This is a genomic window from Sphingosinicella sp. (genome assembly GCF_013911755.1).
Lineage (GTDB): Bacteria > Pseudomonadota > Alphaproteobacteria > Sphingomonadales > Sphingomonadaceae > Sphingosinicella.
In genome coordinates, this window is record NZ_JACESP010000001.1 from 128,311 (window position 1) to 147,274 (window position 18,964).

Genomic DNA, 18,964 nt, shown 5'->3' on the forward strand with positions numbered 1-18,964 from the left:
TCAACCGACGGGGGCTGCCGCCGGCGCCCTTCCAGCAAGCGATTCCATGGGAACCATCCTCGGACATCCCAAAGGGCTGTTCGTGCTGTTCTTCGCCGAAATGTGGGAGCGCTTTTCCTACTACGGGATGCGCGCGCTGCTCATCTTCTATCTCGTCCAGCACTGGATGTTCTCGGATCAAGCCGCGTCGGTGATCTACGGCGCCTACACCGCGCTCGTCTACATCACGCCCGTGATCGGCGGCTATCTCGCGGACCGCTGGCTCGGTCAGCGCAAGGCGGTCCTGTTCGGCGCGGTGCTGCTCAGTTTCGGGCATCTGTTGATGGCGGTGGAAGGCGACGGCAGTCAGGGTGGTGCGGCGATCAGTATCTTCTGGCTGGCACTCGCCTTCATCGTCGTTGGCTCGGGCTTCCTCAAGGCCAATATTTCGGTGATCGTCGGGCAGCTCTATCCGCGCACGGACGTGCGGCGGGACGGCGCCTATACGATCTTCTACATGGGCATCAATCTCGGCGCCGCGATCGGCACGATCATCGCGGGCTATCTCGGTCAGACCTACGGCTGGGCCTATGGCTTCGGCGTGGCCGGCATCGGCATGATCCTCGGCCTTCTCGTGTTCATCTGGGGCAAGCCCTACCTCCTCGGCCGGGGTGAGGCGCCGGACCCTGCGGCCTTGTCGCGCCGGGTCGCCGGGCTTCCGCTCGAATGGCTGCTCTACGCTGTCGGTTTCGGAGCGGTGGCGATCGTGTGGGCGCTCGTGCAATACCAATCGCTCGTCGGCGGGCTCCTCGGCATCGCCGGCGCGGCGCTGGTTGCCTATGTGCTCTACACGGCGGTTGTGAAACTCTCGGCGGAGGACCGCGACCGGATTTTCGCGGTGATCTTCCTGATCCTCGGCTCGGTGCTGTTCTGGTCGCTGTTCGAGCAGGCCGGTTCGTCGCTCAATCTCTTTGCCGATCGCCATGTCGATCGCAGTTTCATGGGCGGCGAGGTTCCGGCCTCGCTGTTCCAGTCGCTGAACCCGATCTACATCATCCTGCTCGCGCCGCTGTTCGCATGGGCGTGGACGGCGCTCGGTCGGCGCGGGCTCGAACCCTCCGCGCCGGCGAAGTTCGGCCTTGCGCTCGTCCAGCTCGGCGCGGGTTTTCTCGTCCTCGTGGCGGGTGCCTATGCGGCGGGCACCGGCAATCCGACGCCGGTCATTTTCATCTTCCTCATCTACCTGCTGCACACGACCGGCGAGCTATGCCTTTCGCCCGTGGGACTCAGCGCGATGAACCGGCTCGCGCCCGCGCACATGGCAAGCCTCATCATGGGCGCATGGTTCTTCGCCTCGGCGGCGGGCAATTTCGCGGCAGGGCTGATCGCGGCGGCGACCGGGGCGGAGCACGGCACGGGCGAGGGCGCAGCGAAGGAGGTCGTGCTCGGCGTCTATTCGAATGTCGGCTGGGTCGCCATTGCGGTCGGCGTCGGCGTGCTCGTCATCTCGCCGCTGATCCGGCGCCTGATGCATCTCGATACGCTGAAGGACGATGGCGCGCTGGCGGGCGTCGCCGAGATCGGCGAGCCGCAGGCGGCGGGGATCAATACGGCAGCGGAGACGCGTTCATGAAGAGTCTGGTTTTTGCGCTTGCATCGGCGGCGCTGCTTTCCGCCTGCGCTGGTCAGCAGGAGGGGCCAAAAACCGCAGCCGGCAAGCCCACCCGCGATCTGCCGGTGATCGACAAGAATCCGTTCCCTTCGGTCTACAAGCCTTATGCATCGCAGCCGACGCTGATCCGCGGCGTCAACATCTATGATGGCGCTGGCGGCAAGATCATCGGCGGCGAAGTGCTGCTCGTAGACGGCAAGGTCGCCGCCATCGGCCAGAGCGTGGCGGCGCCCGAAGGCGTCACGGTGATCGACGGCGCCGGCAAGTGGGTGACGCCCGGTGTCATCGATGTTCACAGCCACCTCGGCAACTATCCGTCGCCGTCGGTGGAAGCACATCAGGACGGCAACGAGGTCACCGGCGCGAACACGGCGGACGTCTGGGCCGAACACGGCGTCTGGCCGCAGGACCCCGGCTTCACGCGTGCGCTGGCGGGCGGGATCACCACGCTGCATATCCTTCCCGGTTCGGCGAATTTGTTCGGCGGGCGCGGCGTTTCCCTGCGCAACGTGCCGGGTCGCACGGTGCAGGAAATGAAGTTTCCGGGCGCGCCCTACACGCTCAAGATGGCGTGCGGCGAAAACCCGAAGCGCGTCTACGGCAGCCGCAACCAGAAGCCGGGAAGCCGCATGGGCAACATCGCGGTGGACCGTGCGACGTGGGCGAAGGCGCAGGAATATGATCGCAAGTGGGATGAATACGAAGGCAAGGTGAAGGCGGGCACCGCCGCGCTGAAGGACGTGCCCGCGCGCGACATCGCGATGGACACGCTGCGCGGCGTGCTCGACGGCGAAATCCTTGTGCAGAACCACTGCTACCGCGCCGACGAAATGGCGCTCGTGCTCGATATGGCGAAGGAGTTCGGCTACAAGGTCACCACCTTCCACCACGCTGTCGAAGCCTACAAGATCGCCGATCTTCTGAAGGCGAACGGCACCTGCGCCGCGATGTGGGCGGACTGGTGGGGGTTCAAGATGGAAGCCTACGACGGCATCCGCGAGAACCTGCCCTTCGTTCATGCGGCGGGCGGCTGCGCGGTCACGCATTCGGACGACGATCTCGGTATCCAGCGGCTCAATCAGGAAACCGCGAAGGCGCTTGCGGACGGCAACCGTGCGGGGCTCGACATCAAGCCCGAAGCGGCGTGGACATGGATCGGCATCAACGCCGCGAAGGCGCTTGGCCTCGACAAGGAAATCGGCAGCCTCGCGCCCGGCAAGCGCGCCGACGTCGTGCTCTGGAACGGTGATCCGCTCTCGGTTTATGCAAAGGCCGAGAAGGTCTGGATCGATGGTGCGCTGATGTTCGATGCGCTGTCGCGGATGCGCCCGGTCAGCGATTTCGAGCTTGGCCAGCCCGGTGAAGGAGACCCGAAATGAAGCGTCTGCTCTCGCTCCTCGCGCTGACGATCGCGACGCCTGCGTTCGCGGAAACCATCGCCATCGTGAACGGCAAGGTCGCCACCATCGCGCGCGCCGAACCCATCGAGAACGGCACCGTCGTCATCCGTGATGGACGCATAGTCTCGGTCGGATCGAACGTCGCCGTCCCGGCGGACGCGCGCGTTGTCGATGCCGGCGGCGGCTGGGTGACACCGGGTCTGTTCGCGGGCTACTCGCGCGTGGGCATCGTCGAGGTCGATGCGGTCTCGGGCACCAACGACATCCAGGCCACCTCCGCGCCTTATGCGGCCGCGATCGACATCGCGCCCGCGGTGAACCCGCTCACCACCGCCATCGCCGTTACCCGCATCGAAGGCGTCACACGTGCCGCCGTGATGCCGGACGCGGGCAACGACATCTTCGGCGGGCAGGGCCTCGTGCTGTCGCTCGGCGAGGGAACGCCGATCACCCGGCAGCAGGCTTTCCAGTATATCGTGATGGGCGAGGACGGCGCGCGGCTCGCGGGCGGCTCGCGCGGCGCATTGTTCGCGCGTCTTGCCGACGCGTTCGCCGAAGCGGCAGCTTACGCGCGCAACCCTGCGGGCTATGGCTACGGCCGCGATCGTGGTTCACTGCTGAAACGGGCCGATGCCGCCGCGCTTGCGAAGGTCATCAGCGGCGAGGTTCCGGCGGTCGTCAGCGTCAACCGCGCCAGCGACATCGTGAACGTGCTTGCTCTCAAGAAAGCATACCCGCGCCTGCGGCTCATCCTCGCCGGTGCCGCCGAGGGCTGGACGGTGGCGGACAAGATCGCGGCGGCAGGGGTTCCCGTGCTGGCATCGGTCGCGCCCAATCTTCCTGAGAGCTTCGAAGCGCTTGCAGCAACGCAGTCGAACGTCGGGCGCATGATCCGTGCGGGCGTGAAGGTCGCGATCGTGCCGATCGGCCGCGATCTCAACCATCAGGTGCGGCTCATTCCGCAGCAGGCGGGCAATCTTGTCGCGCAGGGCCGGATTCCGGGCGGCGTTCAGGTCAGCCACGCAGAAGCGCTTGCCGCGCTCACACGCAACCCGGCTGAAATCTTCGGCCTCGGCGGTGAGCTTGGCACGCTCGAACCCGGCAAGCGCGCGGACGTCGTCGTCTGGTCGGGCGATCCCATCGAGCTTGCGTCGGCGCCGACAGCGCTGTTCATCGATGGTCGCGAAATGCCGCTCGTATCACGGCAGACGAAATTACGGGATCGTTACAATCCGCTGAAACAGGATACACTGCCCAAACAGTATAGCCGCTAGGAGAAGGGGAGGGCCGGGAAATGGCCGAGCTTGCAATCGCCGTTGCGTTGTTTGTGCTTACCCATTTCATCCTGTCCCACCCCCTTCGCGCACCGCTCGTCGCAAGGATCGGCGAGAAGGGCTTTCTCGGTCTCTATTCGCTCGTTGCCTTCGCGACATTGATCTGGGCGGTGCTCGCCTACCGCGCCGCGCCCACGGTTCAGCTCTGGGTGCCGCCCCTGTGGGTGGTGCATGTCGGCTGGCTCCTGATGCTCGTCGCCAGCATCCTCTTCGTGGGATCGTTTCTCGCGCCCAATCCGGCGATGGTGGAGGCGGGGAAGGTGCTTTCGAAAGGGACCGAGCCCAAGGGCGTGATGGGCATTACGCGGCATCCGATGATGTGGGCGTTCGGCCTCTGGGCTATTGTGCATGTCGCCTCGACCGGCCGCCTCGAAACGCTGATCCTTGCCGGTGGCATCGGCATACTGGCGCTCGTCGGCGCTTGGTTTCAGGATGGCAAGAAGGCCATGCAGCTGGGCGAAGCGTGGGCGGCCTATGCAGCGCACACCAGCTACTGGCCGCTTGGCGCGCAGCTGTCCGGGCGGCTTGGCTGGGCGCGGGTCTGGCCGGGCGTGCTGCCGATCGTGATGGGCCTCGCGCTCTATGTCATTCTCGTCATGACGCACCCGCTCGTCATCGGCAAATCGACTGGCGCGATGCTGTGGAACTGACTGGCAAGACCGTGTGGATCACGGGGGCGTCGTCGGGCATCGGCGCCGCGCTCGCCGAGGCGTTCAGCAGGGCGGGAGCGCAGATCATCCTCTCGGGGCGGCGGGAAGCCGCGCTCGCAGACGTTGCGCGGCGGCTTGAAGGCGAACGCTTCGCCCTGCCGTTCGAGGCGACCGACTATGCCGCATTGCCGGGCATCGTCGACCGCGCGTGGGCTTGGCGCGGCGCGATCGATGTCCTCGTCAACAATGCGGGCATCTCGCAGCGTTCGATGGCGCTCGATACCGATTTCGGTGTCTACCGGCAGATCATGGAGGTCGATTTCTTCGCGCCGCTCCGGCTCACCCAGTTCGTGCTGCCGAAAATGGTGGCGCGGGGGCAGGGACATTTCGTCCAGATCGCCAGCGTTGCGGGCAAGATCGGGGCGCCGATGCGCACCGGCTACTGCGCTGCGAAGCACGCGCTCGTCGGCTTTTCGGATGCGCTGCGCGCCGAAATCGCCCAGCACGGCCTTCGCGTTACCGTGGTCACACCCGGTTTCGTGCAGACGAACATCGCTGAAAACGCGCTCGATGGCCACGGCAAGCGCTTCGGCCCGAAGGAAGACCCGGTCGGCCACGGCATCACCGCTGCAGAGGCGGCCGACGAGATTCTCGCCGGCCTGCGCGCGGGCAAGCCCGAGATACCTGTGGGCAGGGGCCTTGAGATGCAGGCGCTCTGGCTGAAGCGGTTAGCCCCGCGCTATGTGTTCAGACGCGTCGCGAAGATGGCGCCGAAACGCTAGAGCATCGTGCGGAAAAGTGGGAACCGGTTTTCCGCACCCAACGATGCGACAATAAAGAGATAGAGCGCGCGTCCTACGTCAGATTTCATGCAGCGCGCTCTAAATTCGCAGCATCGCCAGCTTGGCCGGCGTATCGTAGCGTTCGCCTGCCGTGCCGCCCACGGGCGCGGCGGCGTTCAGTGCGGTGACGTCCGCGGCGGAGAGGGCGAGCTCGGTGGCAGCGGCGTTTTCTTCCAGCCGCTTCACCTTCTTCGTGCCCGGGATCGGAATAATGTCCGGCCCCTGCGCGAGCAGCCACGCAAGCGCGACCTGCGCGGGTGTCCCGCCGTGCGCGTCCGCGATGCGCTTCGCGGTGGCGACGAGTTCCATGTTCGCGTCGAAGTTCGCACCCTGATAGCGGGGGTCTTTCCGGCGATAATCCGTTTCGGGATAGTCTTCCGCCCGCTTCACCTCGCCGGTCAGGAACCCGCGCCCGAGCGGCGAATAGGGCACCAGGGCGATGCCGTGTTTGCGGCAGGCTGGCAGGATGTCGTTTTCGATCTCCCGCTCCCACAGCGAATATTCCGATTGCAGCGCGTCGATCCGGTGCGTGGCGGCGGCGCGTTCCAGCGTGCCGACACCGGCTTCGGAAAGACCGATAAAGCGGATTTTGCCTTGGGCCTGCAGGTCCGCCATCGTGCCGACGACGTCTTCGATCGGCACGTCCGGGTCGACGCGGTGCTGGTAGAACAGGTCGATCACGTCGGTCTGCAGGCGCTTGAGGCTCGACTCGCAAACGGCGCGGATGGTCTCGGGCCGGCTGTCGGTTCCCCGCACACGCCCATCGACAATCTTGAAGCCGAACTTGGTGGCGATGAACGCCTTGTCGCGCTTGCCCTTCAGCGCCTCTCCAAGGAATTCCTCGTTCTTGTAGGGGCCGTAGACCTCAGCGGTATCGAGGAAGTCGACGCCGATCTCGAGCGCACGGTGGATGGTGCGGACCGCCTCGTCGATGTCCACCTCGCCGTACATGGCCATGCCGCCAACCCCGGCGATCCCCATGCAGCCGAGCCCGATCGCGGAAACGTCAGTCGTGCCGAGGTTGCGCCGTTTCATCGTCGATACCCTTTCCGTAAATCGTGCCGGCCTTCACGCTGGCAAGGAAGCCGCTCACCTCGCGTCTCACGGGTACGGCCAGCAGCGCAAGCCCGATCAGGTTCGGCAGCACCATCAGGAAGAACAGGCTGTCAATAAGGTCCACCACCTTGCCGGGGGAAAGGACGGCGCCCAACGGTTGCAGGAGGCAATAGAAAAGCTTGAAGGCGAGTTCGCTCGTGCGGCTGTGGCCGAACAGGTAGCCCCATGCCTGGAGCCCGTAATATCCCCACGAAATCAGCGTGGAGAACGCAAAGAGCAGCACGGCGACCGACAGCACATAGGGGAACCATGCCGTCACGGTGCCGAACGCAGCGGAGGTCATGGCGATGTCCGTGTAGCCGTCGTTGTAAACGCCCGTGACGACGATGATGAGCGCGGTCATCGTGCAGACGATCATCGTGTCGAGCAGGGGTTCGATCAGCGCCACCATGCCTTCCGATGCCGGGTGGTGCGTTTTCGCCGCGCTATGGGCGATGACCGCTGTGCCGACGCCCGCCTCGCAGGAGAAGACGGCGCGGCGCATTCCGACGACGAAGCTGCCGAGTATGCCGCCTGCAACGGCGTCGGGCGAAAACGCGGCGCTCACGATGGTTGCGAAGGCGCCGGGAATCGCGCCTGCGTTTGCGGCGAGAATGACCGCGCCGCCGCCCAGATAGACGAAGCACATCACGGGGACGAGCCGCGCGGCGACCGTTGCGATCGACCGCACCCCGCCGATGATAACGATGCCAACCGCAATCGTGAGGATGAGCCCGTAGACGAGCCCGTTACCCGGCGTGCTCTCGATGCCGGTAATCACCGTCAGCTGGCTGAAGCTCTGGTTGACCTGGATCAGCGGCAATGCACCGCCGAGTGCGAAGAAGGCATAGAGGCCGCCGAGCTTCCGGCCGGTGTTCGGCAGGCCGATACGTGCGAGCCCGTTTTTCAGCGTATACATCGGCCCGCCGCGCACTTCGCCCGAAGCGCTGAACTCGCGGTACATCAGGCCGAGCGTCACTTCGGCGGCCTTCAGCGCCATCGCGAAAAAGCCGATCACGAACATCCAGAAGGCCGCGCCGGGCCCGCCAAGCGCGATGGCGATGGCGACGCCGCCGATGTTGCCGAGCCCGATCGTGCCTGAGAGCGCCGTCGACAGCGCCTGAAACTGGCTCACCGTTCCCGGCGCGCTGTCGTCGGCATGGCGGCCGCGGACCAGCTGGAGGCCGATGGCAACGCCGCGTAGCTGGGGAACGCCCAGCCACAGCGTAAAAAAGAACATCGCGGACGCGAGCGCCAGGACGACGAGCTCGATCTCGGTGCCGAAAAAGGGCACTTTCGTGAAGACGAATGCAGAGAGCTGGTCGATAAAACGACCCATTGCTTCGATCATTCCGTGCGGCCCGCCCTTCATTTTAACAATTTTGCGGCATAAAGAGCCTGTTATAGGCGCGTGTGCAAGACACGCCGGGGCTGGAGAGGACGATTATGGGCCGGCGCTATTTCGGCACCGATGGGATCAGGGGGCTCACCAACACCGTACCGATGACGCCGGAGATCGCGATGCGCGTCGGCCAGGCGGCGGGCGCGAAGTTCCTGCGCGGTGACCACAAGCACCGCGTCGTCATCGGCAAGGACACGCGGCTTTCGGGCTACATGATGGAATCGGCGCTGATCGCGGGTTTCACCAGCGTCGGCATGGATGTCGTGATGGTGGGCCCGGTGCCGACCCCGGCGGTCGCGATGCTCACGCGCTCGATGCGCGCCGATCTCGGCGTCATGATCTCGGCGAGCCACAATGCCTACCAGGACAACGGCATCAAGCTGTTCGGGCCGGACGGCTACAAGCTGTCGGATGCGGACGAGCTTGAGATCGAGGCGCTGCTCGAAGCCGAGCCGAAACTCGCGGCTCCCGAGCACATCGGTCGCGCCAAGAAGATCGAGGACGCGCGCGGGCGCTACATCCACTTCGCGAAATCGACCTTCCCGGATCACCTGCGCCTCGATGGGCTGAAGCTCGTCGTCGATTGCGCAAACGGCGCGGCGTACAATGTCGCACCGAGCGCGCTCTGGGAGCTCGGCGCCGATGTCGAGGTGATCGGCGTCAATCCCAACGGCTTCAACATCAACGACGATGTCGGCTCCACGAAGCCCGCGGCGCTCCAGAAAAAGGTGGTCGAGAGCGGCGCGCACATCGGCATCGCGCTCGATGGCGATGCCGACCGGCTCATCATCGTCGATGAGCGCGGGCAGATCGTGGACGGCGACCAGCTGATGGCACTTGTCACGCGCAGCTGGCACGCCGCCGGGCGTCTCAAGGGCGGCGGGCTCGTCGCGACGGTGATGTCGAACCTCGGCCTTGAACGCTATCTCGGCGGGCTTGGCCTCGCTCTGGAGCGCGCCAAGGTCGGCGACCGCTACGTGCTCGAAGCGATGCGCGCCAAGGGCTTCAACGTGGGCGGCGAACAGTCCGGCCACATCATCCTTTCGGATTACTCGACGACCGGCGACGGGCTCGTTGCAGCGCTCCAGGTGCTCGCCGTGCTGGTGGAAGACGGCAGGCCGGCGTCCGAAGTGCTCACGCTGTTCGAACCGCTGCCGCAGCTCCTCAAGAACGTACGCTTCAACGGCGGCCAGCCGCTCGACACCGATAGCGTGAAGGGCGTCATAGCCGCCGCCGAGGCGCGTCTCTGCGGCACGGGCCGGCTCGTCATCCGCAAGTCGGGGACGGAACCGCTCATCCGCGTGATGGCGGAGGGCGAGGACATGGGCCTCGTCGAACGCGTCGTCGATGAAATCTGCGAAGCCGTGGCAAAGGCTGCATGACCAGGCCCCAGCAGGCACGCGTCCTCGTCATCGCGGGGTCTGATTCCGGCGGCGGTGCCGGCATTCAGGCCGATATCAAGACGATCGCGATGCTCGGCGGCTATGCCGCGACCGCGATTACGGCCGTCACGGTTCAGGACACGAACGGCGTCCACGACGTGCACGCCGTCCCGGTCAGCGTGATCGCGGCGCAGATCGAGGCGGTGCTCGCCGATATCGGCGCCGATGCGATCAAGATCGGGATGCTCGGCAGCCAGGCGGTGATCGAGGCGGTCGCCGGTGCGCTCACCGACGTCGCCGTGCCGATCGTGCTCGATCCGGTCATGATCGCGAAGGGCGGCGCCCACCTGCTGCGCCCGGATGCGGTGGAGGCGCTCACGTCGCTGCTTGTGCCGATGGCGGACGTGGTGACGCCCAACATCGTCGAGGCGGAGGCGCTTTCGGGCAAGAAAATCCGCTCGCCGGAGGATGCCCGCGACGCGGGCGAAGCAATCCTCGGGCTTGGTGCGAAGGCCGTGCTGGTGAAGGGCGCGCATCTGAAGGGCGACCAGATCAGCGACTGGCTGGTGACGCCGGGCCGCGCCAAGGAATGGGTCGATTCCCGCATCGCCACGAAGCACACGCACGGCACGGGCTGCACGCTCGCCTCGGCGCTCGCGGTCGGTCTTGCGCAGAAGATGCCGCTCGAACAGGCGGCATGGCGCGCGCGCGATTATGTGCGCCAGGCGATCCTGGCGGCGCCGGGCTTCGGCGCCGGGCACGGGCCGCTCGGCCACGGATGGCCGCTCGCGCGGTGAGGGTCGTGCAGGGACCCGACTACAGCCACGAGGCGCGCTGCCGCGGCGTTGTGGCGGGCGTCGACGAGGCGGGCCGGGGGCCGCTTGCCGGCCCGGTTGTCGCAGCGGCGGTCGTCCTCGATCCCGCATGCATCCCGGAGGGGCTCAACGACAGCAAGAAACTGTCGCACGCGCGCCGCGAGGCGCTGTTCGACATCATCATGGGTTGTGCGCACATCGGGATCGGCGAGGCGAGTCCCGAGGAGATCGACCGCATCAACATCCTGCAGGCGACCTTCCTCGCCATGACGCGCGCTGTCGCGGCGCTGCCGGTCTCGCCCGATCATGTGCTGGTGGATGGCAACCGCACCCCGCGCTGGCGCTATCGCTGCGATGCGATCGTCGGCGGGGATGCGCTTTCGGTGTCGATCGCCGCGGCGTCGATCCTCGCGAAGGTCACGCGTGATCGCTACATGGTTCAGCTTCACGACGCCTTCCCGGGTTACGGCTGGCACGAGAACAAGGGCTATCCGACACGGGCGCATCTGGAAGCGGTCACGCGCTTCGGTATCACCGTTCATCACCGCCGCAGCTTCGCGCCGGTGCAGCGCGAGCTCGAATTCGCACATTGAGTCGTTTTCGCAACACCCACTAGGGCTGGCGTATGCCGATCTGCGCCATCGCAAGGGGTTGCGGTCAAGACTTCATGTTTAATGGAATCTTAAGTTAACTCTGCAACTCTTTGAATCCATGGACTCTTGACGCAAGAGTCCGTGCCGGGCCAAGGTCCGCGCGCATTTGGAGCAAGTGGGCGAACAGGGGGCATTATGGCGGCCAGACCGGACAGCATCGACGAGGCATCACGCGTCTCCTCGCGCATCATTCTCGGCGATTGCATCGCGGAGATGGAGGCCATGCCGGCAAAGTCGGTGGACCTTATCTTCGCCGATCCACCCTACAACCTTCAGCTGAACGGCGACCTGTTTCGCCCCGAAGGCAGCCGTGTCGATGCGGTCGATAACGACTGGGACAAGTTCGACACGTTCGGCGCCTACGACAATTTTACCTGCCGCTGGCTCTCCGCCGCGCGTCGCATCCTGAAGGATGACGGCACGATCTGGGTGATCGGCAGCTACCACAACATCTTCCGCGTCGGCACGGTGCTGCAGGATCTCGGCTACTGGATCCTGAACGACATCGTCTGGCGCAAGACGAACCCCATGCCGAACTTCAAGGGTACGCGCTTCACCAACGCGCACGAAACGATGATCTGGTGCTCGAAGTCCGAAAAGGCGCGCTACACGTTCAATTATCACGCGCTGAAGATGATGAACGACGACGTGCAGATGCGCTCGGACTGGACGATCCCGATCTGCACCGGCGGCGAGCGCGTCAAGGTCGGCGGCGTCAAGGCGCACCCGACGCAGAAGCCCGAAGCGCTGCTCTATCGCGTGATGATGGCGGCCTCGAACCCCGGCGACGTGGTGCTCGATCCGTTCCTCGGCTCCGGCACCACGGGCGCGATGGCGAAGAGGCTCGGCCGCAGCTTCATCGGCATCGATCGCGAGCAGGCCTATATCGAGGTCGCTGAAAAGCGCATCGCGGAAACGACGCCACTTTCGCCCGACGCCATGCAGATCACCCGTGGCAAGCGGCAGGCGCCGCGCGTTGCGTTCGGCACGCTTGTCGAGGCCGGGCTCATCCTGCCGGGTCAGGAACTTGTCGACACGGCACGCCGCTACAGAGCGCGTGTCCGCGCTGACGGCAGTCTCGCCTTCCGCGGCGACGCCGGCTCGATCCACCAGATGGGCGCGGCGGCGCAGGGTGCGCCTTCGTGCAACGGCTGGACCTTCTGGCACATGGAACGCGGCGGCGCGCTCGAACCGATCGATACGGTGCGCGAGGCCTACAGGCGCGACATCGCGGCCTGACACCGGCGCTGTGCGTCCCTCGACTTCGCTCGGGATGATGAACGTTTTACAAGGTACAAAGGCCCTTCATCCCGAGCGAAGTCGAGGGACGTATAACCGTTCTGTCATCCGGCAAGGTGAGCCATGAAAACCTATTTCCGCCCCACCGGCTTCGTTGATGCGCCCTTCGGCTACGACGGGCAGGTGCAGCGGCTTGCGGGCGGGCTCACCTGGTTCTCGGCGGTCGAGATCATTGAGCGCAGCGGCGGCAAGCGCGTGTCGCAGCGGCTGCTGCCGGTCTCCGAGATCGATACCACGCATCCGCTCTGGGCACGGCTGACCGCGCCGCGCGCGGCGATCCAGCTCGGCGAGCGCACGGTGCGCTTTTCCGAGCCCTCGGTGATGGCGATCCTCAACCGCACGCCGGACAGTTTCTCCGACGGCGGCCGCCACGCGACCGATGAAGAGGCCGCCGCTGCTGCCGTCGCCATGGCGGCGGAAGGCGCGGCGATCATCGATGTCGGCGGCGAATCGACGCGCCCCGGTGCCGCCGAGGTGTGGGAGCAGGACGAGATCGCGCGCGTCGCGCCCGTCATCGAGCGGCTGGCGAAGGCAGGTGTCGCGGTCTCGATCGACACGCGCAAGAGCGCGGTGATGGCCGACGCCCTGTCGCGCGGCGCGGGCATGGTCAACGACGTCTCCGGTCTCACACACGATGAACGCGCGCTCGAAACCATCGCAAACGCCGGCTGCCCCGTCGTCATCATGCACACGCAGGGCGGCCCCGAGACGATGCAGCGCGATCCGCAGTACGAAGATGCACTGCTCGACGTTTATGACTGGCTGGAAATACGCATCGATGCGGCGGTGGCAGCCGGTATCGCGCGCGACAAGATCATCGTCGATCCGGGCATCGGCTTCGGCAAGACCGTGCGGCACAACCTCGAAGTGCTGAACGGCCTCTCGCTGTTCCACGGCCTCGGCGTCCCCGTGCTGCTCGGCGCCAGTCGCAAGCGTATCGTCGGCGCGCTTGCGAACGAAGCGCCCGTCGATCGCCGTCTCGGCGGCTCGCTCGCGCTGGTGATGACGGCAATCGGGCAGGGCGTGCAGATGGTGCGCGTCCACGATGTCTTCGAATCGGTGCAGGCGATCCGCGTGTGGCGGGGCCTGCGCGACGCGGCGCTCAGCCCGCCCACGCTGTAGATCGTCGCCGGTGCGGCATCTGCCGCTTGTGAGCGCGCCCGGCCCCCGAGTAGAACGCTGCCGTATCTGACGGGAGTGGCCCCATTCGATTCGTGCTTGGATTGCTGGCTCTTGTCCTGTTCGCCGGAGCGGCTGCGCTCACGGGTGAGCGCATCGCTGCGCCCGGCGTGCCGAGCGCATCCGATGTCCGCGCTGCGCGCAATCTCGCCGTCGCGCTGGCCGAGGTCGCCGCAGCCGAAGAGCCTTCGCCGGTCACGGCCTCGATCGCGGACATGGAAGGCGCCGCGCGCGTCCTCACCAACGGCGTGCCCCGGCTTCGCCTGTCCCCCCGGGTCGCGGACGACGCGCTCGCCGTGAAGGCCGCCTTCCGCCTTTCGGACGGCACATGGCTCACGGGCGGCGTGCGCATCGCCGAGGTGGAGGACTACGGCTACCCGCGGATTTCGGCGAACATCGGCACGCTGCCGATCCCCGCTCTGCTGCTAGAGCCGCTGCTCGGCCTCGCCCACAAGGCGGCGGAGATGCGTGCCGGCACGCGCTTCCCCACGACGCGAGAGGCGATCCTCGCGTTCGAGGCGGGGAAGGGCACTGCGAATGTCGTGCTCGATCTCCCGCAGGGACTGCTCAAGGGGGTCAGCAAGCTCGCCCCCTCTGACGACGCCATCGATGGGCGCCTCGCCAACCGGCTGTACGTCGCGGCGCACCAGCGTCTGGGTGGTCGCGCGGTCGATCTGCCGGAAGTTTATGCCGCGCTGTTCAAGGGGGCGCCACGCACCGGCGAGGCGGCGCGCAGGCACGCGCGCGCGGCAATGGTGGCAGCCGCGATGCTTGTCGTCGGTCCACGCGCCGGGCGCCTTGCGCGCGATGGGGAGGCCTCGTTCAGCCCCATGCTGCCTGCCACGCTGTCCGTGACGCTGGCGGGGCGTGATGATCTTGCCAAGCACTTCACGCTGTCGGCGGCGCTTGCTGCCGCGGCCGATCCGGCGATTGGGCGCGCGCTCGGCACGTGGAAGGAACTCGACGACAGCCTTGCGGGCGGCAGTGGCTTTTCGTTCGTCGATCTCGCGGCGGACCGCGCCGGGCTTCGGCTCGGCGAGGCTGCAACAAGCCCGGTGCGGGCCGGAACGCTCTCGTCGCGGTTCGCGGCGGGTGTCCCCGAATTGCTGCCCCTCGCGGCGCTCGGTTTCGGCGAGGGGATGGGCACAAGCACGTTCGAACATCGCTACCGCGACGTCTCCAGCACCGAATATGCCGAGGCCGTCGCCCGGATCGACCGGGCGCTCGATACGCTTCCTGTGATGCAGCGCTGAAGTCGCGCTAGTTCAGGCGCTCGACTGCGAGTGCCGTCGCTTCGCCGCCACCGATGCAGAGGCTGGCGACGCCCTTCGTGAGCCCCGCGTCGCGCAGCGCGCCGAGCAGCGTCACGATAACGCGTGCGCCGCTTGCGCCGATCGGGTGGCCGAGCGCGCAGGCGCCGCCGTGGACGTTCACCTTGTCCTCGTCGAGCCCGAGATCGCGGATCGCGCACATCGCCACCACCGCGAAGGCTTCGTTGATCTCATAGCGATCAACATCATTTGCCGACCAGCCGACCTTCTTCAGCAGCTTTTCGATCGCGAACACCGGCGCGGTCGTGAACCAGGCCGGGGCCTGCGCGTGCGTCGCATGGCCGAGGATGCGGGCAATCGGCGTCAGGCCGCGTGCCTTCGCCGTCGATTCGCGCATCAGCACCAGCGCCGCCGCGCCGTCGGAGATGGAGGAGCTGTTCGCCGCCGTCACCGTGCCGTCCTTGGCGAACGCCGGTTTCAGCGTCGGGATCTTGTCGAGCTTCGCCTTGCCGGGCTGCTCGTCGATGCTCACGGTCACGTCGCCGCCACGGCCGCTGACCGTCACTGGCACGATCTCGCCCGCGAACTTGCCGTTCGCGATGGCGCCCTGCGCGCGTGTTGTCGAGCGCACGGCGTAAGCGTCCTGCGCCTCGCGCGTGAACTGGTAGTGCCGCGCGGTTTCCTCCGCGAAGGTGCCCATCGCGCGCCCCTTGTCGTAGGCGTCCTCAAGGCCGTCGAGGAACATGTGGTCCTTCACCTCGCCGTGGCCCATGCGGTATCCGCTGCGCGCCTTCGGCAGCAGGTAGGGGGCGTTCGTCATCGATTCCATGCCGCCCGCGACCATGATGTCGGCGCTACCGGCAAGGATGATGTCGTGCGCATCCATCGTGGCCTTCATGCCCGAACCGCACATCTTGTTGAGCGTCGTCGCGCCGACGCTTTCGGGAAGCCCCGCGCCGAGCAGCGCCTGACGCGCCGGGGCCTGACCCTGGCCCGCGCCGAGCACGTTGCCCATGATCACCTGATCGATATCGGCGGCCGGAACGCCGGCTTCCTCAAGCGCGGCGCGGATCGCGGCGCTGCCGAGCTGGCTGGCGGTCAGGCCGGAAAAGTCGCCCTGAAAGCCGCCCATAGGGGTGCGCTTGGCGCCGACGATGACGATTGGATCCACGGGTGCTACTCCTTTTTCGTTCCGGTCATCGCGAGACCCGAAAGCGGGTGCGCACCGGCGACATTGTTTTCCCAGCCCGTCACGCGCCGCGATACCAGCGACCAGCGGATCGGCGACAGGACGGCAATCAGCGGCGCATCCTCGGAAATCAGCCGGTTCGCGCGCCGCTGAAGCTGGATGCGCGTACCGGGATCGTCCTCGGCGGCCGCGTCGGCGAGTAGCTGGTCAACCGCGGGGTTGCAATAGCCGCCAAGCCGCACCGCGCAGGTGAACGGCTGAAGGAACGTGTCCGCTACCGGCGCGCGCGCGATGCGCTCGACGGCGGCAAGATCGAAGTCGCCCTTCTCGATCGCGCGCCGGTGCGAGAGCGTGCCGCGCGCATAGGCCTTCACGCGCACGCCGATCGCGCCCCACGAATTGCTGATCGCGGCAAGCAGGTCGGCATGTTCGCGGCCGTGGGGGATTGCGACCGACAGCGTCAGCGGCTGGTTGAACGTGTAGCCGGCTTCCGCGAGCAGCCGCACCGCCTCGCTTTCGCGCACGTCCGGCGCCCATCCGGCCCAGTCGCCCGCGCTTCCGGCGTAGGCGTCCGGCAGCGTCGGCGGCAGCGCGGAATAGGCGGGCTGCAAGCCGGCGACGCCGAACAGGCGTGAAAGGATCGCGCCGCGATCGAACGACATGGCAAGTGCGCGGCGCACACGCACGTCGGCGAGCGGGCCGGAGCTTGTGCGTGCCAGGTAGAAATAAAGTCCCCAGGTCGGTTCCAGCCGCAGCGTCTGCGAATCGACGGCCGTCCGTGCCGCGCGGAGCCCGGCAAGACGACCACCGCTCACGACATCGAGTTCGCCCGCGTTGAAACGCCGGATCGCGCGCTCTGCATCGACCCGCGAGAGCATGGCCCCGGCAAGCGAGACCGTATCGGCCGCATAATAGGCGCTGTTCTTCACGAGGTGCAGCGTGCCCTCCGCCTCGCCGGTATCGTCGGCCTTCATGAAGGCGCCCGAAGCCGGCGGGGCCTTGCCCGCGCGAACGATCGCCGCCGCCGGGTCTGCGAGCAGCTGCAGCAATGCCGGTTCGGGCTTGGTGAGCGTGATCACCACCGTGTCGGGCCGTGGATCGGAAACGCCGAGCATCCGCGCCGGCCGTCGGTTCGCGGTGATCAGCGCGGCATTTTCGATCATCATCAGCTCGTCGCGGAGCGGATTCCCCGAGCCGGGGCTGACGATGCGCCGCATCACGGCAACGACGTCGCCGGAGGTGAGCCGCCGCCCATCTGCCCAATAGGCCTCGCGCAGCTTGAACACGTAGGTGAGGCCGTCGTCGCTTACCCGCCAGCTGAGCGCCAGCGAAGGTACCACCCGCCCGCTCGGCTCCAGCGTCGTGAGCCCGATGTGCATGGCGCGCGCCGCGGCATTTTCGAGGCCGTCGTCGGCAACAAGGCTCGCGCCGTCGTCGTTCACGAAGGCCATGCGCAGCGTGCTGTCGCCATCGCCGTCCGCCGCGCGGTCGCAGCCGCCGAGGGCGAGCAGGATGCAGGCGGATATGAAGACGGGGCGGATCATCCCTCTGGTCTAAACCAGCAGTGTGGCAATTTCAGCCACGAGTTTTCCGCTTTCGTCACGAATCTGACCTGCCCGTACGCTAGGCTTGGATTCTCGAAGCGCGGAGGGGTCTTTACCTTCGCGTTGCGGTTCCCCCAAACCGACTTTGCCGGCGGCGCAGAAATGCGCCGCCGATCTTTCGTGCACCCTGTCATGAAGGCGCGATTGCATGGGGCGGCGCGCGTCGGTAAGCCTTGCATTCACCATGCCAAGTCACGTCTCCCGCGCGCCCGCGCACGATATCCTGAAGCTTATCGGCGGTACGCCGCTTGTCCGTCTGCGCGGCCCGTCCGAAAGGACCGGCTGCACGATCCTCGGCAAGTGCGAATTTCTCAATCCCGGCGGCTCGGTGAAGGACCGCGCGGCGCTCTACATGATCGAGGCCGCGGAGCGCGAAGGGCGCCTGAAACCCGGCGGCATCGTCGTCGAAGGCACGGCGGGGAACACCGGCATCGGACTTGCTGTCGTGGCGAATGCCAAGGGGTATCGCACGATCATCGTCATGCCTTCGAACCAGTCGGTCGAAAAGATGGCGACGCTGCGTGCGCTCGGCGCCGAGCTCGTGCTCGTGCCGCCCACCAAATATGCCGATCCAGAGCATTTCCAGCACCGCTCGCGGCGCATCGCCGAGGAAACGCCCGGCGCGATCTGGGCGGGCCAGTTCGACAATCTCGCGAACCGGCAGGCGCATATCGAAACCACCGCAGAGGAGATCTGGGCGGATACCGGCGGCGCGGTGGACGGCTTCACCTGCGCGGTCGGTACCGGCGGCACGCTCGCGGGCACGGCGATGGGCCTGAAAGCAAAGAACGCGGACATCCGCATCGCGCTCACCGATCCCTACGGCGCCGCCATGTATTCCTGGTTTGCGCGCGGCGTTCTGGAATCCGAAGGTTCATCGCTTGCCGAAGGCATCGGGCAGGGGCGGGTTACGCCGAATATCGAGGGCGCGCCGGTCGACACGCAGTTCCGCGTCAGCGACGAGGAGGGCGTCCGCGTCATGCACGACCTGCTGATCGAAGAGGGGATCAGCCTCGGGCTTTCATCGGGCATCAATGTCGTCGGCGCCGAGCGGCTCGCTGCTGAGATGGGGCCGGGCCACACCATCGTCACCGTGCTCTGCGATTCGGGGCTGCGTTACCTCTCCAGCCTCTACAATCCGGCGTGGCTCTCGGAAAAAGGCCTGCCGGTGCCGGACTGGCTCAGCGCGCCGTGACCT

16 protein-coding genes are annotated in these 18,964 nt (G+C 66.6%); 12 read left to right on the top strand and 4 right to left on the bottom strand.

Features of this window, described 5'->3' with window-relative positions; genetic code table 11:
• Nucleotides 1-46 precede the first annotated feature (46 nt).
• The 5 genes from H2052_RS00715 to H2052_RS00735 are packed head-to-tail and all read left to right on the top strand — an operon-like array spanning nt 47 to nt 5,817.
• Nucleotides 47-1,612: a peptide MFS transporter gene (locus H2052_RS00715; protein ID WP_293776715.1), complete on the top strand. Its 1,566-nt coding sequence runs from the start codon at nt 47-49 to the stop codon at nt 1,610-1,612.
• Nucleotides 1,609-3,030 (top strand): amidohydrolase, encoded by a 1,422-nt coding sequence (locus tag H2052_RS00720; RefSeq protein WP_293776718.1) that lies wholly within the window; start codon nt 1,609-1,611, stop codon nt 3,028-3,030. The genes H2052_RS00715 and H2052_RS00720 overlap by 4 nt, the downstream gene beginning before the upstream one ends.
• Entirely contained in the window at nt 3,027-4,325 is a 1,299-nt protein-coding gene (locus tag H2052_RS00725) for an amidohydrolase family protein (RefSeq protein WP_293776721.1), read from the top strand. The genes H2052_RS00720 and H2052_RS00725 overlap by 4 nt, the downstream gene beginning before the upstream one ends.
• Before the next feature lie 20 nt (nt 4,326-4,345).
• Nucleotides 4,346-5,035, top strand: coding sequence for an NnrU family protein (locus H2052_RS00730; RefSeq protein ID WP_293776723.1), 690 nt, complete (start codon nt 4,346-4,348; stop codon nt 5,033-5,035).
• The gene (locus H2052_RS00735) at nt 5,026-5,817 is read left to right on the top strand and encodes an SDR family oxidoreductase (RefSeq protein WP_293776724.1); all 792 of its coding nucleotides are present in this window, start codon (nt 5,026-5,028) and stop codon (nt 5,815-5,817) included. Before H2052_RS00730 ends, H2052_RS00735 begins: the two co-directional genes overlap by 10 nt.
• A 99-nt stretch (nt 5,818-5,916) precedes the next feature.
• Here the strand turns inward: H2052_RS00735 and H2052_RS00740 are convergent, their stop codons facing one another.
• Both H2052_RS00740 and H2052_RS00745 read right to left on the bottom strand, forming a co-directional pair.
• On the bottom strand, nt 5,917-6,912 hold the full coding sequence (locus tag H2052_RS00740; RefSeq protein ID WP_293776726.1) for an aldo/keto reductase: 996 nt from the start codon (nt 6,910-6,912) through the stop codon (nt 5,917-5,919).
• Nucleotides 6,884-8,323, bottom strand: coding sequence for an alanine/glycine:cation symporter family protein (locus H2052_RS00745; RefSeq protein WP_293776729.1), 1,440 nt, complete (start codon nt 8,321-8,323; stop codon nt 6,884-6,886). The genes H2052_RS00740 and H2052_RS00745 overlap by 29 nt, the downstream gene beginning before the upstream one ends.
• Before the next feature lie 95 nt (nt 8,324-8,418).
• Between H2052_RS00745 and glmM the strand changes: the two genes are divergently transcribed.
• From glmM to H2052_RS00775, 6 genes are all read left to right on the top strand, one after another.
• Entirely contained in the window at nt 8,419-9,756 is a 1,338-nt protein-coding gene (glmM, locus tag H2052_RS00750) for a phosphoglucosamine mutase (protein WP_293776733.1), read from the top strand.
• Nucleotides 9,753-10,553: a bifunctional hydroxymethylpyrimidine kinase/phosphomethylpyrimidine kinase gene (thiD, locus tag H2052_RS00755; RefSeq protein WP_293776736.1), complete on the top strand. Its 801-nt coding sequence runs from the start codon at nt 9,753-9,755 to the stop codon at nt 10,551-10,553. The genes glmM and thiD overlap by 4 nt, the downstream gene beginning before the upstream one ends.
• Nucleotides 10,554-10,558: 5 nt before the next feature.
• Nucleotides 10,559-11,164, top strand: a complete 606-nt coding sequence (rnhB, locus tag H2052_RS00760; RefSeq protein WP_293776739.1) for a ribonuclease HII — start codon at nt 10,559-10,561, stop codon at nt 11,162-11,164.
• A gap of 195 nt (nt 11,165-11,359) precedes the next feature.
• Nucleotides 11,360-12,463: a DNA methyltransferase gene (locus H2052_RS00765; RefSeq protein WP_293776742.1), complete on the top strand. Its 1,104-nt coding sequence runs from the start codon at nt 11,360-11,362 to the stop codon at nt 12,461-12,463.
• A 123-nt stretch (nt 12,464-12,586) separates the two neighbouring features.
• On the top strand, nt 12,587-13,645 hold the full coding sequence (gene folP, locus H2052_RS00770; protein WP_293776745.1) for a dihydropteroate synthase: 1,059 nt from the start codon (nt 12,587-12,589) through the stop codon (nt 13,643-13,645).
• Between the two features lie 101 nt (nt 13,646-13,746).
• Complete coding sequence (locus H2052_RS00775; protein ID WP_293776748.1) at nt 13,747-14,955, top strand: hypothetical protein; 1,209 nt, start codon at nt 13,747-13,749, stop codon at nt 14,953-14,955.
• A gap of 7 nt (nt 14,956-14,962) precedes the next feature.
• Here the strand turns inward: H2052_RS00775 and H2052_RS00780 are convergent, their stop codons facing one another.
• Together H2052_RS00780 and H2052_RS00785 are read right to left on the bottom strand one after the other, a co-directional pair.
• Nucleotides 14,963-16,144, bottom strand: a complete 1,182-nt coding sequence (locus H2052_RS00780) for an acetyl-CoA C-acyltransferase (protein ID WP_293776750.1) — start codon at nt 16,142-16,144, stop codon at nt 14,963-14,965.
• Between the two features lie 5 nt (nt 16,145-16,149).
• Entirely contained in the window at nt 16,150-17,706 is a 1,557-nt protein-coding gene (locus H2052_RS00785; protein ID WP_293776753.1) for a peptide ABC transporter substrate-binding protein, read from the bottom strand.
• Between the two features lie 244 nt (nt 17,707-17,950).
• On the opposite strand from H2052_RS00785, the gene H2052_RS00790 reads away from it, so the two are divergent.
• Nucleotides 17,951-18,961 (top strand): cysteine synthase A, encoded by a 1,011-nt coding sequence (locus H2052_RS00790; RefSeq protein WP_293777214.1) that lies wholly within the window; start codon nt 17,951-17,953, stop codon nt 18,959-18,961.
• The last annotated feature ends 3 nt before the right edge of the window (nt 18,962-18,964 follow it).